This window comes from Chryseobacterium sp. LAM-KRS1 (assembly GCF_013184525.1).
GTDB classification, from domain to species: domain Bacteria; phylum Bacteroidota; class Bacteroidia; order Flavobacteriales; family Weeksellaceae; genus Chryseobacterium; species Chryseobacterium proteolyticum.
Genome location: NZ_JAAOIZ010000006.1, coordinates 266,954 through 283,336 on the forward strand (window position 1 = coordinate 266,954; position 16,383 = coordinate 283,336).

Here is a 16,383-nt window from a genome sequence, read left to right on the forward strand (position 1 = left end):
TATTATTTTTGTAAGTAATTATGGATTATCCAAGTAAAGTTTTGGCAAAAGCAGTGGATGAGATTTCAGGACTTCCCGGAATTGGCAGGAAAACAGCTTTGCGTCTGGCGCTTCATTTATTAAAACAGCCCAATTCCAGGGCCGTTGGTCTAGGCAATTCTCTTATCAGTTTAGTTAATGATATAAAATACTGTAAGGAATGTCATAATTTTTCGGATTTTGATGTTTGCGAAATCTGCAGCAGTTCCAAAAGAAGTGATGAAGTGATTTGTATAGTAGAGGATGTACGGGATGTTATTGCTATTGAAAATACAGGAAAATACACAGGGAAATATCTGATTCTGGGAGGTAAGATTTCTCCTATGGAAGGGATCGGTCCGAATCAACTTAATATTCCAAGCATTGAAAGGAAATTGAATACAGGGCTGGTCAAAGAGTTTATTTTTGCTTTGAGCGCAACCATGGAAGGTGATACCACAGCGTATTATATTTATAAGAAATTTAAAAATTTCAATGTAAGTTTTTCAAGCATTGCCAGAGGGATTTCAGTAGGGGATGAACTTGAGTATGCAGATGAGATTTCTTTGGGCAGGTCCATTATCAACAGGCTTCCTTATAACGAAAAGGATTAAAAATGAATACCAGGCTCTCAATAATAATTGTTAATTATAACGTTACCCAGTTACTTCGGAATTGCCTTTTATCCATTAAAAAATATGTAAAAGAAGTTCCCTATGAAGTCATCATTATTGACAATGCTTCTACAGACACCTCATGGCGAAATCTGATAGAAGAATTTCCGGGTTTTCATTTTATCGCTTCCGAAAGTAATGATGGTTTTTCAAAAGCCAATAATACAGCTATAAAAAGGGCAGTGGGAGATTATGTCCTGATCCTCAATCCCGATACAGAACTTGAAGGCTGTTATATGGATGAGATTTTAGATTTTGCAGATGCTCAGACTGACTTTGGGTGTCTGGGAGTGAGAATGCATGATTCGAAAGGTACATTTTTACCGGAAAGCAAACGTTCAGTTCCGGATATGTTCAACTCCTTCGAGAAGTTATTTGTGAATTTTAAGAATAACAATTCAAAATCCTATTATCGGAATGACATTGATGAAAATGCAATTGATAAGGTGGAAGTGATCACCGGTGCATTTTTTCTTGTTAAGAGAGAGGTTTATGAAAGAGTAGGCGGCCTGGATGAAGCTTATTTCATGTATGGTGAAGATATCGATTTATGTTATACCTTACTTAGGAATGGCTTTACGAATTACTATTATGGTAAAGCTTCACTATTGCACTATAAAGGAGAAAGTACTGTAAAAGATGAGCTCTATCTCGAGCGCTTTTATGGGGCTATGCAGATTTTTATCAGTAAATATTACAAGGAATCGAAGCCTTTGCAGTATTCATTTTTAAAAGCAGGCTTAAGGCTCCGGCACAAAATAGAAAAGATCAAATTAAAATAAAAAGCAACTCAATTGAGTTGCTTTTTTAATATGTAAAAATAGTATTTGCTTATTTAGCAGGAGTAACAGGAGCCTGAGCTGGTGCTGTTGTTTGAGAAGCCGGAGCAGATTGTTTTGCAGGAGCTTCTTTTTTAACAGGTTGCTGAACAGGAGCAGTTTGTGATGGCTTTCCTGTGATTACAACACTGATAAGGATAAGAACAATGATTGTCGCTCCTAAGGTCCATGTTGCTTTTTCCATAAAGTCGTTGGTTCTTTGTACTCCGAATTGCGCAGATGATGCACCTCCGAAGGTACTGGAAAGGCCTCCTCCTTTAGGATTTTGAGCCATAACGATAATTACCAGTAAAACACTAGCAATCATAACAAGAACCATCAATAGTATAAATATAGAATCCATTAATTTGATATCTTTTTGAATGGGCAAATTTAATCTTTTTTTACCGAACAGCAAAATAAGATTTTAGTAAAAAGAAAAAACAGCAACAATTGTTGCTGTTTTTTCTTTAAAAGAGATTATTCTTATTTAAAATCAGAATCTTTAGCCTGATTGATCTGATAAGATTTTACAGCCAGGTTTATATCCATTCCGCCCATATTCTGAATAATGGTATGAGGTAATTTCACGCCGGATACATCTTTATAATCAGCATAGCTTGTAGGGGTAGAACCTTGCTCTCCACTTTTTACCTCTCCTGTTTTCAGACCGGTTTTTACGCTATAATAATATGTGTCTTTTGCGCCTTTCACTACGTAGGAATCTTCGTTGTTATATTTTTCAATTCCTGCTAATTTATATTCAGTAGATTTTGCGAAATTAATTTCCGGGAATAGTTCTTTCTCATCAGACATTTCGGCTTTCTGCTTGTCGCTTAGAGGAACCTTTTTCCCTTGAACTTCCATGTAGCCATCTTTCCCGTCGAATACAATTTTTTGTACGGTATTTCCCATCATGCTGATGTTCATAGCCATTTTGCCTTCTTTAGCCTGAATCATTTTCATGTTCATTTCCATGCCCTGTACTTTTGTAGTAGCGTCACTGGAAATAGAATTGATCTTCTGAACAGCAGCAAGACCTCCGATTGCATTGATGTATTTATCCGCTACAGATCCGATCGTAACACCGGCATCCACTTTTTGTGCAGCCGGTTTTGCTACAGGGTTAGCTTCTTTATCAAAATATTTTACCGGGTAGCCTAATTTTTCCAGACCTTCAGAAATATCAGAAGCTTTACCTGCGATGAAAATTCTGCTTTGATTAGGAAGTATTGTCGCTTTAACCGCACTTGTAACGTCTGCAGCGGTTACTTTATCAATGGACTTCAGATAATTGGTATAGAAATCTGAAGGAAGATCCTGTACTTTTTGATTTAATGCAAATCTTGCAATGGTTTCAGGTTTCTCCAAAGACATGATGAAGTTTCCTTTCAGCTTTGCTTTAGCATTTTCAAGCTCTTCCGGTTTTACGGTAGAAATAGCATTCAGTTCATTCATGAATTCTTTAACGGCTTTGTCTGTAACCTCGTTTCTTACACTTGCCTGTGCTGAGAAATTAGGAGAATATTTGCTGGCAGACATGCTTGAATAAGCTCCGTAAGTAAATCCGTTTTTTTCACGAAGATTCATGAAAAGTCTAGCTTCACCACCTCCTCCAAGGATGTAGTTGGCAATTGTTGCAGGGAAGTAGTTTGGATCTTTCATTTTCAGTGTATTCAGGTTGCCTACGGAAACAACCGATTGTACAGCTGAAGGAACATCAACAACATTGATCTCTGTTTTTGCAACATTTGAAGCAGGTTCTAATGCGGTAAAAGCAGTATTGGATTTTTTCCATCCGCTGAATGCTTTTTCGATCAAAGGTTTTACCTGATCATATTTAACATCTCCAACGATAACTAAATAAGCATTGTCCGGAGCGTAATATTTTTTGTAGATATTCTGAACATCGGCCAGCTGGATTTTATTGATGGACTCAACGGTCTCAAACTCTCCTCTGGATGTGTTTTTTCCATACTGTAAAGCATTGGAAACCCTTGCTGCTATAGAAGAAGCGTTTTTATCATCAGATTTTAAACTTTCAATAGCTCTTTCCTTAGAATTCTGGATTTCTTCGGCAGAAAATTTTGGATTAATAATAGCATCAGCCATTAATCCCAATACCTCAGGGAAATATTTTGAAAGAGAACTTGCGAAAGCTCCGGAAGATGAAAAGTTAAGGTTAGCTCCCAGAAAATCTACCTTTTTATTAAATTCATCTTTGCCGATATTGGTTGTTCCGTTTTCGAACTGTTCTGCCATGATTTCGCTTACACCGGTCACATTTCCTTCATGGTAAGGAGGTCTGTCCATAGATAGATTGGCGCTTACTCGTGGTAACTTGTTGTTTTCTACAACCATCACCGTAAGGCCATTGCTTAGCTGGAAAGTTTTTGGCTTGGCAATGTTTATCGCTGGAGTAGGACCTGGCTTTGGCATTGCATTAAGATCTATTTTTTGTGCTGAAAGCATTCCGGTAAATAAAAATGCTACGGCTATATATGTTAATTGCTTTTTCATTTGTAAATAATTATTTGTTATAATCACTTTTTAACCCAACTGATCTGGATTATTTTTTTTCAGGTACGTAATTAATGATTATTCTTTGATTAGGATTCAGGTACTTTTTAGCAGCATTTTGAAGATCTTCTCTTGTGATGGATCTGTAAATGTCAATTTCTTTGTTGATTAAATTGGTGTTCCCCATCAATACGTGGTTTGTTGCTAATGAAGCAGCAATTCCCTGAATACTTGAATTCTGATTTACAAACTGGTTTTCAAACTGATTCTGAATTTTCTGATAATCTTCCTGAGAGATTAAAGTTGTTTGTAATTTTTTGATCTCAGCATCAATGTCAGACTGTAAAGTTTGCTTTGTAGTCTGTCCCATTGGGATTGCGAAAAATGCAAATATACTGTAGTCTTCAAGCCCCTGATTGAAAGCCGCTACCTGAAGTGCTTTTTTGTCCTGATCTACTAATTTTTTATACAAAACAGATGATTTTCCGTTGCTTAAATAGGTTGAAAGCATATCCAGAACATAGGCATCTTTCTCTTTATTGGCAGGTGTTCTGTAGGCAAAAACATAGGCCGGAAGCTGGATGTTAGGATCTGTAGCAGTAACTTCCTTCTCCTGAGTGATAGGAGCATCTTTCGGGAAATCTTTAGGATAGATTGTTCCTTTTGGAATTCCTCCGTAATATTCTTCAATCCATTTTTTAGTCTGTTCAGGCTTAATATCTCCTGCTACGACCAAAGTGGCATTGTTAGGTACATAATATTTTTTATAAAATGCCTGGAATTCTTCAAGCTTAGCAGAATTCAGGTCCTCCATTGATCCGATGGTTGGCCAGTTGTACGGGTGATTGGTGAAAAGATTTTTTTGGATGGTGGTAAAAAGATTCCCGTAAGGCTGGTTGTCCATTCTCAATCTTTTTTCCTCCTTTACAACCTCTCTCTGAGTATCTACTCCAACCTGGTTGATAACTGCGTGACGCATTCTTTCAGCTTCCATCCAAAGTCCCAGTTGTTCGTTGTTGGAAGGGAAAGTTTCATAGTAATATGTTCTGTCATTGGTTGTATTGGCATTGTTTTGCCCTCCGTTGGAAGAAACTATTTTAAACCAGTCACCTCTTTTGATATTAGGTGTTCCTTCAAATAAAAGATGTTCAAAGAAGTGAGCGAAACCGGTTCTTCCTTTTACTTCATCCTTGGCACCTACGTGGTACATTACTCCTGTTGTAACTACCGGTGCTGTATTGTCCTGATGAAGAATCACGTGTAAACCGTTTGGTAAATCATACTCTTCGAATTTGATTTGTTGTGCATTCAGCATCACTCCAAAGAAAGCTACAGCAGCAACAGAAAGAAGTCGTTTTTTCATAAAGTAGAAATTGTTTGTCAATAAGTCCTAAAAATACTTTAATTGTTACAATTATTATGTGAAATTTTTAACTGAATTATTGGTTTTGTTAAATATATCATACCTGCATTTCAAAAATTTGAATTCTCCTTTTAATACATTATTTTTGTATTCCCAAAATTTTTTGCAGCATGGACTATTTGAAAGGACTCAATGAATCACAATACGAAGCCGTTACTACTTTACAGGGACCTTTAATGGTACTTGCAGGAGCAGGTTCGGGGAAAACGCGTGTACTTACTATGCGTATCGCCCATCTGATTACAAACGGTGTCGATCCTTTCAATATTTTAGCCCTTACCTTTACCAATAAAGCAGCACGTGAAATGAAGGAGCGTATTGCAAAGGTAGTAGGCCCCGGTAATGCAAGAAGTTTGTGGATGGGAACTTTTCACTCGGTATTTGCAAGAATTTTGAGAAGTGAAGCTCATTATCTGGGATTTCCATCGAATTTTACAATTTATGATCAGCAGGATGCATTGAATGTAATCCGGAAAGTGCTGAAAGACATGAATATAGATGCGGATCTGTATAAACCTAAAAAAGTCCAGGCAAGAATTTCAAACTATAAGAATAACCTGATCACGGTAAAAGCCTATTTCAACAACCCTGAATTGATGGAGGCTGATGAAAAAGCGAATATGAAGTTTATCGGTCAGATTTATCAGAAATATGTAGAAGCCTGTTTTAAAAACGGGGCGATGGACTTTGATGATTTATTGTTAAAAACCAATGAATTGCTTACCCGGTTTCCTGAGGTTTTAGCCAAATATCAGGACAGATTCCGTTATATTCTGGTAGATGAGTACCAGGATACGAATCACTCTCAGTACCTGATTGTAAAGGCACTGGCTTCAAAGTTTGAAAATATATGTGTAGTGGGAGATGATGCGCAATCGATCTATTCATTCCGGGGAGCCAATATTTATAACATTTTAAATTTTAAGAAAGATTATCCTGATGCGGTGACGGTTTCTTTGGAACAAAACTACCGTTCAACACAAAATATCGTGAATGCCGCTAATGTGGTGATTGCAAAAAACCTTCAGCAGTTCAAGAAGAATGTATTCAGTGAGAATGAAGAAGGAGATAAAATAAAAATCTACCGTTCGCTTTCGGATGCGGATGAAGCCAACTTTGTGGCTGGAAATATATGGGAGCTTCATAACAGGGACCAGCGAAAATTTAGTGATTTTGCCATTTTATACAGGACGAACTCTCAGACCAGGGCTTTTGAAGATGCTCTGAGACGTAAGAATATCCCTTATAAAGTATATGGAGGTTTATCTTTCTATCAAAGGAAAGAGGTAAAGGACCTTATTGCTTACCTGCGTCTTCTTATCAATGAAAATGATTCGGAAGCATTGACAAGGATCATCAATTATCCTACGAGAGGGATCGGAGAAACAACGCAGAATAAACTGGTCGTTTTTGCAGATGCCCATAATGTGTCTGTAGCAAAGGTCCTGGATAATCTTCCGATGTATTCTCAACAGTTAGGATTCAATAATGGTGTTCTTAACAAACTGAATGATTTCTGGTCAATGATCAAGGCTTTTCAGGTATTGCTGAAAACAGAAACAGCTTACAGTGTTGCCATGGAAGTTGCAAAACGAAGTGGTCTGATCAAATTTCTGAAAGATGACGGAACTCCCGAAGGGATTTCAAGGGTAGAAAACGTACAGGAACTCATGAACTCTATGCAGGGTTTTATAGAAGAGCAGATGCAGCTGGAGGACGGAGATCCTAGTTTATCGAATTTCCTTGAAAATATTGCCCTTTCAGCAGATACGCAGGCAAAAGATGAAGAAGATGATATGGTTTCCCTGATGACCATTCACCTTTCCAAAGGACTTGAGTTTCCTGTTGTGCATCTTGTAGGAATGGAAGAAAATCTTTTCCCTAGTTTTATGAGTTCAGCAACAAGGGAAGATCTGGAAGAAGAAAGACGTTTGTTTTACGTAGCCCTGACAAGAGCCGAGAAGCAGGCATTTTTCTCTTATGCCATCTCCAGATTCCAATGGGGAAAAATTACGGATGCAGAACCATCAAGATTCTTAAGTGAAATTGATGAGGAGTATCTGGAATTCATCAATCCTGCAATGGAAAAACGTTTTATTAATCAAAGCGGGCTTAAATCCAATATTTTTGATGAGCATCCTTCAGAAATACGCAGTTTTAAAAAGGTAGAGAAGAAAACCATTGAAAAGAATGAGAATTCAAAACCAATTGCTGAACCTCGTAAACTGAAACCCGTAAGTACGGCCAAAATCATTAACCCAAGCGGAGCCTCTTCTCAGGATATTGAAGTGGGGGATAAGGTGAGACATGATCGTTTTGGTGTCGGGGAAGTTACTTTTCTGGATGGAACAGACCCTCAGAATATCAAGGCTAAAGTGGTCTTCATGCATGAAGGCGAGAAAAATCTTATTCTGAAATACGCTAAACTAACTAAAATTTAAAAAACATAGACGTAAGCTATCAGAACTTTTTATAAATTATAAGTCTACTTATTTTGTGGACTTATAAAAATGACATACATTTGCTCCTCAAAAAAAGTTAAAAAAAACTTAACATAAAATGTATGAAAAATAGAAAGACAATTTTTTCAGCTTCTGTTTTATTTTTTCTGGGGGCAACTTATGTTTATGGACAGGAGAAGGATACAGTAAAAACCGCTAATGTGGAAGAGGTCGTTATTCTGGGATCCCGAAGCGGAGCAAGATCTAAAGTTGACAGCCCGGTTCCTGTGGATGTATTTAATATAAAAGAATCTTCGCTGGTTCTTCCTCAGACCAATATTTCTCAGATCCTTAACGCTATAGCACCCTCATTTACCTCTACGATTCAGACCAACGCTGATGGTACGGATCATTTGGACCCTGCACAGCTCAGAGGCCTTGGTCCCGATCAGGTCCTGGTTTTGGTCAATGGTAAAAGAAGACATACTTCGGCATTGGTTAATGTGAACGGAACTCCGGGAAGAGGAACTGTAGGTACGGATTTGAATGCTATTCCTTCTTTCGCGATCAACCGGATTGAAGTTTTGCGGGATGGTGCTGCGGCACAATACGGATCAGATGCCATTGCGGGAGTGATCAATTTAGGGCTGAAAAGAGATACCGGAAGACTGACAGGTCAGTTTACTTACGGAGGAAATCTTACGCCGGCTGCCAATGATCATACAGGAAATTTTGACGGACAAAACTTTCAGGTAGATCTGAATTATGGTGATAAAATAGGAAAAAAGGGAGGTTTTTTCAATATTACTTGGACTTCACAGTTTAGAAATCCAACCTATAGAGCAGGAACCGAAAGCGGGACAATTTACAATGCTTACAATGCTATTGAGAAAAGAGCATTAAATGATGGCGTGAATCTTTCTTCATTATTTACAAATATTGGTACTACTCCCAATGCTCAGCAGATCGTAAATTATATTCATCAATATGCACAGAATGTTAATTATTTCTCCCAGGATTTTCAGAATCAAATTCAGGGAGCGAATACAATTGGTGCGCTACAGGGATTGTTAGGAGCTGATGTAACCAATCAGGAGTTGGGCTACAGAGGTCTTGAAAGAAAAGATTTCAATATGCAGGTAGGCCAGTCAAAACTAAATAACCACCAGCTTTTTGCAAATATAGAGGTTCCGATTGATGATAACTGGAAAGTCTATACTTTTGGAGGTTATAGCTTCAGGCATGGTACTTCGGGAGGATTTTTCAGAAGACCTAATCAAAGCAGAACCTTTACAGGAATATACCAGGATGGTTATCTGCCGCAGATCGGAACAGATATTCAGGACTTGTCTCTTTCAGCAGGTATAAAAGGAAACTGGGATGGCTGGAATATTGACTTCAGTAATACTTACGGACAAAACTCCTTTGATTATACTATCCAGAATACAGGTAATACTTCTTTAAGATTTGCTTCCCCCAATGAATTTAGTGCCGGAGGACTAAGGTTTTCTCAAAATACGATCAATCTTGATTTTTCAAAGAAATATGATGTGTGGCAGGGAATCAACATAGCATTTGGGGCAGAGCACCGATATGAAAATTTTAAAATAACAGCAGGAGAAGAAGCTTCTTATGCAACTTATGATATCAATGGAAATGTATGGAACGGGACCACTTCCAGGCCAACCGATTTCTTTGGAAATTCACTTCCAGGAGGATCACAAGTATTTAGTGGTTTCAGACCTGAAAATGCTGTAAATAAAAACAGACAATCTGTTGCGGGATATGCAGATTTTGAATTCAATTTTACAGATTGGTTGCTGGTAGATGCTGCTGCGAGATATGAAAACTATTCGGATTTCGGATCTACTTTTAATTATAAGATCGCTTCAAGAATTAAGCTTGATAAGAACTTTAATTTAAGATTTGCCGGATCTACAGGATTTAGAGCGCCATCTATCCATCAGATCTATTATAATGTAACTTCTACCTTATTTACCAATAATCAGCTTTTAGAAGTAGGAACTTTCAGCAACGACTCTAAAATAGCAGGATTATTGGGAATTCCAAAATTGAAACAGGAAACTTCCCAATCAGCAAGTATAGGATTTACATATAAAATTCCATCTGTTAATGTAACATTTACGGCAGATGGTTATTTTACTAAAATTAAAAATAGGATTATCCTTACCGACCAGTTTACCAGATCAGCAGTTCCTCAGCCGGCAAAGGAGGCATTTGATGCTGCGGGAGTAAATGCGGGACAATTTTTTGCCAATGCAATTGATACGGAAACGAAAGGGCTGGATATTGTAATCGCTCACAATGTAAGATTTTCAGAAGTGAAACTGGATAATAGTTTTGCAGTTAATCTTAATCAGACCAAAAAAGTAGGAAACGTTCATTCATCGGGTTTGTTGGAATCTGCTAATCTTGAAAATACATATTTCTCTGAAAAATCAAGAGTATATCTTGAAGAAGCGGTTCCAAGAGTAAAGGCAAGTTTATCCCACAGTATTTCGTGGAAAAATGCCAGTTTCTATTTAAGAAATACGTATTTCGGGAAAGTGACAGGTGCTGATGTTTTAGATGCCAATGGCGATGGGGTTATTGCATTTGATGAACATCAGAAAATAGCAGATAAGGTAATTACTGATGTTTCCCTAGCGTATCAGTTTACTAAAAATGTAGGCTTAACGCTGGGAGTGAATAACGTTTTTGATATTTATCCAACCAAAAACCTTCCGGTATCAACCAATAACGACCAGTTTATCTACTCCCGTTCCACGTCTCAATTCGGACAGAACGGAAGGTATGTTTTTACGAGACTTAATTTTACTTTTTAAGTAAAAAATAAAAACTAGCTGAACAATGCAGGCAAAGGATCTTCAAAACTGATTATTCTGTGATCTGCGAGATCAAAATAAATTTTTGAATTTTGATTGGTAAAAGCAATGACAGTCATTCCCGCATTTTTGGCAGCAAGAATACCGGACTGACTGTCCTCTATTACAAAACAATGTTGAGGGTCAACTTTCAGGTTTTTTGCTGATGTACAATATACGGCAGGATGAGGCTTACCATGTTCTTCAAACTCAGCTGAGGTAATATGATCGAATAAATGGGCAATCTCCGCTTTATCAAGAACGGTTTGAATGATCCTGTAAGGAGAATTGGTGGCTAGGCCTATTTTGTATTGCTTTGATTTTAGATCTTCTATAAACTTTTTTATACCCGCAATAGTACAATCTTCTGTTGCGATCAGTTCAATGACCCTTGAGATGACTTGTTGTTCCACAATGTCCAATGCAATGTTATCCCAAGGGTATTTTTTATACCAGAATTCGGTAACCTCAGCAGTAGTCATCGACTGAGTGAACTGTGTGAATTCATCAGTAATCTTTACACCCAATGAGCTGAATACTTCGGACTCAGCTTGTTTCCAGAATTTTTCACTGTCGATAAGAACACCGTCCATATCAAAAATAACAGCTTTTGCAGGTTTTATTTCCATATTTTTAATTCATAGGCCGCTTCCCAAAAATGGTACTCCATCCGGGTTGACATGATAAAAGCTTCTGTCATTTTATGTCTTGTATCATCTGTAGCTTTTTCTGCGATCTTATCACAAATAGCAATGGCATGATCTACAGCAGCAGAAAATTCCTCTCCACCATAAGTATCGATCCACTTTTGATAAGGATTATTAATATTGTTCTGATATTTAAAGATAAAGTTTCCTACTTCCCTATAGATCCAGAAGCACGGCAATACTGCAGCAACTGCAACTTCAACACATTCCAGAGCAGCAGTACTCCTCAGAAAATGGATATAGTGATGACATGCAGGCTGTAAAACACCTTTATCGGTAACACCAAAATCCTTAAAATAAAATTCATGTAAAGCATTTTCGACCACGATCGCATTTTCGGCAAACCTCATAAAAGAAAGAACATCCTGGAGATCAGGGATCTTAGCAGCAATTAGCGAAAGCGTTCGTCCAAAATGTTCAAGATATAGAGAGTCCTGAGCCATGTAAAATTTAAAATTTTCAAGCGGCAAATTGCCGGCTGAAAGCTCTTTGATAAAATTCATTTGCAAAATAGACATGTATTTGTCTTCAATGGCTTGCCAGGTTTTTTCAGACCATTTCATTTTTGATCAGTTTTTGAGGGTTAAAAAAGTGATTAAGCGGGCCGTTTCCCAAACCGGTTTCTACATCTTTTCCATTTTCTATGGCTTTATAAACATATTGTTGTCCAAGAGAAACAGAATCAAATAAGGTTTTTCCCTGAGCCAGATATGCGGCTATAGCCGAAGAAAGGGTGCAGCCTGAACCATGGGTGTTGTGGGTTGCAAATTTGATGGTTTCAAAGGTATGGTATTGATTATTTTCATCGCAGAATAATGAGGTAATCGTTGAGGTGTCCTGATGTCCGCCTTTTAAAAGAATGCTTTTGCAGCCCAGACCTTTGATCAGTTTTCCTGCTGCATAAAGGTCTTCAAGCGTTTTCACCTCCATGCTGGCTAAAATTGCTGCTTCATCCATATTAGGGGTAATCACATCTGCAATAGGGAAAAGTTTTTCTGTAATAGCGGTAATAGTCTCTTCTTCGATTAAACGATGTCCACTTGTCGCGACCATTACCGGATCGAATACAATAGGAATCTTTTTATATTTACCGAGTGTTGAAACGATGGTTTCCACAAGCTGGGAAGTATGGACCATTCCGATTTTGATTGCATCAGGAAAAATGTCATCTAAAATAGCTTCGATCTGATCAGCTACTGCTTCTACAGGAATTGGATATATCTTTCTTACTCCCTGGGTATTCTGGACCGGTAAAGCAGTTAACACCGATGTTGAAAAGCATCCCAGGGCAGAGGCGGTTTTAATATCAGCCTGGATGCCAGCCCCTCCGCTTCCGTCGAATCCTGCTATCGTTAATACGGATGGATATTTAAATTTTTTCATTTTACAATTTCATTTTTGAGTTCATAAGCTGCTCTTTGAGGATCATCAGCACCGCATATTGCAGAAACCACGGCAATACAGTCTGCTCCCGCGTCCATAATAGCCTTGGCGTTGGTTAAGTTGACACTGCCAATAGCAACAAGGGGCTTTGAGGTGAGTTGCCTTATTTTTACTATTCCTTCCAATCCCCATTCAGTAACTGTATCTGATTTGGTAGTCGTGCGGAAGACCGGGCTGATGCCCAGATAGTCTGATGCTGCAGTCTGATCATTTTCAAGCTGATCGAGATATTCAATGGAGTAACCAATCATTTTATTGTGAATGAGTGGCTGCTCCCTCAAATAGACGGGGCTTGCATCGGTATTACCCACATGGATGCCTGCCGCATTTACTTTTGTGGCCACTTCTACGTTGTCATTAATAATCAGTGGAATATGATGTTTTTCTGTAATTGCTATCAGTTGTCTGGCTTTTTGGAGGAATTCATCGGGAGAGCTGTTTTTCTCTCTTAGTTGTATGATATCAACGCCGCCTAGAATAGCTTGCTCTGCAACCTTTAAAAAGTCTCTTCCGGGACAATCTGCCTCAGAAATAACAAGGTAAAGCTGGTAAGGAAAAGGATGTCGATTCATTATCTTTCATACTTGAGATGACTGAGAAACTCCTCTTCGGTAATAGTATATAATTTATCGAGAAGGTTAACCTGAAGGCTTCCAGGACCTTTGCTTTCCAAAACAGCCAGTTCACCTGCGATACCCATTAATGTCATTGCGGCCGCAGTTGCTTCAAAATACTTTTCGGTAACTCCTGCAAAAGCACCAATAAGGGCAGTTGCCGAGCAGCCTAATCCGGTAACTTTGGTCATTAAATGATGCCCGTTACGGATAAAGGAGGTCTGCTGTCGGTCAGTAATAATATCTGTAGCTCCGGAGATACAGACAATCGTATCGTATTGATTGACGAGATATTGTGCGGCATTGATCGCTTCATCACTTTTTGCTGTGCTGTCAACTCCTTTTGTAACCATGGTGTTTGCTTTAGCCAAAGCAATGATTTCTGATGCGTTACCTCTGATTACAGTCGGCCGGTACGGTAAAAGCTGGTGTAAAATCTCATCACGGAAACCCGTTGCACCGGCACCTACCGGATCCAGAATCCACGGTTTTTTTAATGAATGGGCAGCCTTTGCGGCTATTATCATTGACTCTGCCCAATATTCATCCAGCGTACCTATGTTAATAACGACTGAATGTGCAATACTGACCATTTCATGAATTTCAGATTTTGCATGCGCCATGATCGGAGAAGCTCCCACAGCCAAAAGGGCATTAGCTGTATTATTCATCACCACGTAATTGGTGATATTGTGTACAAGGGGGGATTGCTGTTTTACGAGCTGTACTTGTTTCCAAAGATTTTTATCCATTATTATTGATTAAATAAATAGCTTCAGGAAAAAATCCAAAACAAAAGTACATTGTAAAGAATGTCTTTTTGCTTTTCCCTACGTCGGTGTAAGCCGTATCAGGTTCAAAGGGACTCTCTCAATTCTTCTCAGAATACCCCTAAAGCATAACAAATGTAAGAAAAATATCAGATATGGCCTTATCATTAATTAGTAACCCAAACCTTTTATCTCTCTACCAGCTCCTTTACGCTTTCTCCGTAATAATCAATTTCCGATTTATTAATTTTGATAAGCTCATACCACTTTCTGAAGGCTCCTACAAATACAATAAGCATTAAGACCATTGCAACCACAGCAAGTGTTGCCAGTAAGTATTGTCCTTTGGGAATATAAATGGAGGTAACCTGGATATAACCTGCCCAGAATGTGATCCCTGCCATGAACACACCCGGTATAGCTGCACACAAGGCATATTTGCCTCTGTTTAACCGTATGAGCATTGTTGTACAGACGATCAGCCCACAGGCAGCAAGCAGCTGGTTGCTGATCCCGAATAATGGCCATATACTGCTGACGTTTCCTGTAAATACAAGGTATCCCCATGCAAAAGTGAAGATCAGACTACTGATAATAATGCCCGGGGTCCAGTTTTTGTCATTGAATTTCGGAATTACAGAACCCAGCATTTCCTGCAAAAAGAAACGTCCTACTCTTGTTCCTGCGTCAATAGCCGTAAGAATAAAAACAGCTTCAAACATGATTGCAAAATTATACCAATAAGCCATTAACTGATCCATATAGGGGATCTTATTGAATATATGAGCCATTCCCACAGCCAGAGATACAGCACCTCCGGTTCTGCCATGAAGATCGATCCCGATTTTCTGTGAAAAATAATCAATATCAACTCCGTGTAAAGAAGGATGAGCAGCCAGAAATGCATCATAAGAGTCTTTCGGAGTGTTTATGGCAAAATAATCTCCGGGCATTAATGTACATGCTGCGATCAATGCCATTAGGGCAACAAATCCTTCAACAAGCATTGCTCCATATCCTACAAAAAGAATTTCCCTTTCTTTATTTAGCATTTTAGGCGTTGTTCCGGTTGCTATAACAGCGTGAAAACCCGAAATAGCACCACATGCGATAACAATGAAAATGAATGGAAAGACAGGTCCTCCGATCACGGGTCCGCCACCGTTTACAAATTGTGTAAGGGCAGGCATCTGTATCGTGGGATGGATCACAATTACTCCGATAGCAAGCATGATGATAGTTCCGATTTTCAGGTATGTCGACAGATAATCCCTTGGGACGAGCAGCAGCCATACCGGTAGAACGGATGCCAAAAAACCATACAAAGGAATAGCTATAGAAATGGTGGTGATATCCCAGGAGAACAAATTATGCATGGTTTCATTCTGCATCAGGTTATGCCCTCCGATAATACCCGCAATAAGAAGGACTCCTCCTAGGATACTGGCAAAAGTGACACTATTTTTGCGATAGCGCATAATCAGACCCATAATGATGGCAATAGGCATTGTAATCACTACGGTAAATAATGACCATGAGGCTTCGTGCATAGCATTGATACACGCCAACGATAGTCCTGCCAGCGTAAGAATGAGAATGAATAAAATGGCAAATCCGGCTACTGTTCCGGTTGTTTTTCCAATTTCTTTAGAAGCAATGGTTGCCAGACTCTGGCCTTTATGCCTTACGGATGCGAACAAAACGACCATGTCATGAACGCCACCTCCCAATACACAGCCTATCAGAATCCACAATGCTCCGGGAAGGTATCCGAATTGCGCGGCAAGAACAGGCCCAACCAATGGTCCGGCAGCTGCAATTGCAGCAAAGTGATGTCCGAAAAGAACGTTCTTATTAGTTGCAACATAGTCTTTACCATCCGCAAACTCCAATGCAGGAGTCGTATTTTTGTTATTAAGACGTAATACCTTATTGGCGAGAAAAATTCCATAGATGCGGTATGCTATGGCGAAAATAAGGAGCGATGTGAAAACTAAAGTTAAGGCGTTGATGTTATTTAGGAAATCCATATCGTCTTGATTTTTTATGAGTAAATAATTAAATTTTTTG

At 38.7% G+C, this 16,383-nt stretch carries 13 protein-coding genes and 1 riboswitch; of the genes, 4 read left to right on the forward strand and 9 right to left on the reverse strand.

Annotated features, from left to right (window positions below):
• The first annotated feature begins 20 nt into the window (after positions 1–20).
• Together recR and G9C87_RS18715 are read left to right on the forward strand one after the other, a co-directional pair.
• On the forward strand, positions 21–632 hold the full coding sequence (gene recR / locus G9C87_RS18710; protein ID WP_172283975.1) for a recombination mediator RecR: 612 nt from the start codon (positions 21–23) through the stop codon (positions 630–632).
• Between the two features lie 2 nt (positions 633–634).
• On the forward strand, positions 635–1,474 hold the full coding sequence (locus G9C87_RS18715; protein ID WP_172283977.1) for a glycosyltransferase family 2 protein: 840 nt from the start codon (positions 635–637) through the stop codon (positions 1,472–1,474).
• Positions 1,475–1,523: 49 nt separating this feature from the next.
• Here G9C87_RS18715 and secG read toward each other — a convergent pair whose 3' ends face one another.
• From secG to G9C87_RS18730, 3 genes are all read right to left on the reverse strand, one after another.
• A complete protein-coding gene (gene secG, locus G9C87_RS18720; RefSeq protein ID WP_172283979.1) occupies positions 1,524–1,874 on the reverse strand; it encodes a preprotein translocase subunit SecG in 351 nt (116 codons plus the stop codon).
• Between the two features lie 122 nt (positions 1,875–1,996).
• Entirely contained in the window at positions 1,997–4,030 is a 2,034-nt protein-coding gene (locus G9C87_RS18725) for a M16 family metallopeptidase (RefSeq protein ID WP_172283981.1), read from the reverse strand.
• Positions 4,031–4,079: 49 nt separating this feature from the next.
• Positions 4,080–5,393: a M16 family metallopeptidase gene (locus G9C87_RS18730; RefSeq protein WP_172283983.1), complete on the reverse strand. Its 1,314-nt coding sequence runs from the start codon at positions 5,391–5,393 to the stop codon at positions 4,080–4,082.
• A 170-nt stretch (positions 5,394–5,563) separates the two neighbouring features.
• Between G9C87_RS18730 and G9C87_RS18735 the strand changes: the two genes are divergently transcribed.
• Entirely contained in the window at positions 5,564–7,894 is a 2,331-nt protein-coding gene (locus G9C87_RS18735; protein ID WP_172283985.1) for an ATP-dependent helicase, read from the forward strand.
• Between the two features lie 122 nt (positions 7,895–8,016).
• Positions 8,017–10,740 carry a TonB-dependent receptor plug domain-containing protein gene (locus G9C87_RS18740; protein ID WP_172283987.1) on the forward strand — a complete coding sequence of 908 codons (2,724 nt, stop codon included), beginning with the start codon at positions 8,017–8,019 and terminating at the stop codon, positions 10,738–10,740.
• A 14-nt stretch (positions 10,741–10,754) separates the two neighbouring features.
• On the opposite strand, the gene hxpB is transcribed toward G9C87_RS18740, so the two are convergent.
• From hxpB to G9C87_RS18770, 6 genes are all read right to left on the reverse strand, one after another.
• The gene (gene hxpB / locus G9C87_RS18745) at positions 10,755–11,408 is read right to left on the reverse strand and encodes a hexitol phosphatase HxpB (protein ID WP_172283989.1); all 654 of its coding nucleotides are present in this window, start codon (positions 11,406–11,408) and stop codon (positions 10,755–10,757) included.
• Positions 11,399–12,049: a thiaminase II gene (gene tenA / locus G9C87_RS18750; RefSeq protein WP_172283991.1), complete on the reverse strand. Its 651-nt coding sequence runs from the start codon at positions 12,047–12,049 to the stop codon at positions 11,399–11,401. Before tenA ends, hxpB begins: the two co-directional genes overlap by 10 nt.
• Complete coding sequence (gene thiD / locus G9C87_RS18755; RefSeq protein WP_172283993.1) at positions 12,036–12,869, reverse strand: bifunctional hydroxymethylpyrimidine kinase/phosphomethylpyrimidine kinase; 834 nt, start codon at positions 12,867–12,869, stop codon at positions 12,036–12,038. The genes tenA and thiD overlap by 14 nt, the downstream gene beginning before the upstream one ends.
• Positions 12,866–13,501 (reverse strand): thiamine phosphate synthase, encoded by a 636-nt coding sequence (gene thiE / locus G9C87_RS18760; RefSeq protein WP_172283995.1) that lies wholly within the window; start codon positions 13,499–13,501, stop codon positions 12,866–12,868. Before thiE ends, thiD begins: the two co-directional genes overlap by 4 nt.
• Positions 13,501–14,295, reverse strand: coding sequence for a hydroxyethylthiazole kinase (gene thiM, locus G9C87_RS18765; RefSeq protein WP_172283997.1), 795 nt, complete (start codon positions 14,293–14,295; stop codon positions 13,501–13,503). The genes thiE and thiM overlap by 1 nt, the downstream gene beginning before the upstream one ends.
• 58 nt (positions 14,296–14,353) lie before the next feature.
• Positions 14,354–14,446, reverse strand: a riboswitch (TPP riboswitch).
• A 55-nt stretch (positions 14,447–14,501) separates the two neighbouring features.
• A complete protein-coding gene (locus tag G9C87_RS18770) occupies positions 14,502–16,343 on the reverse strand; it encodes a carbon starvation protein A (protein ID WP_172283999.1) in 1,842 nt (613 codons plus the stop codon).
• Between the last annotated feature and the right edge of the window lie 40 nt (positions 16,344–16,383).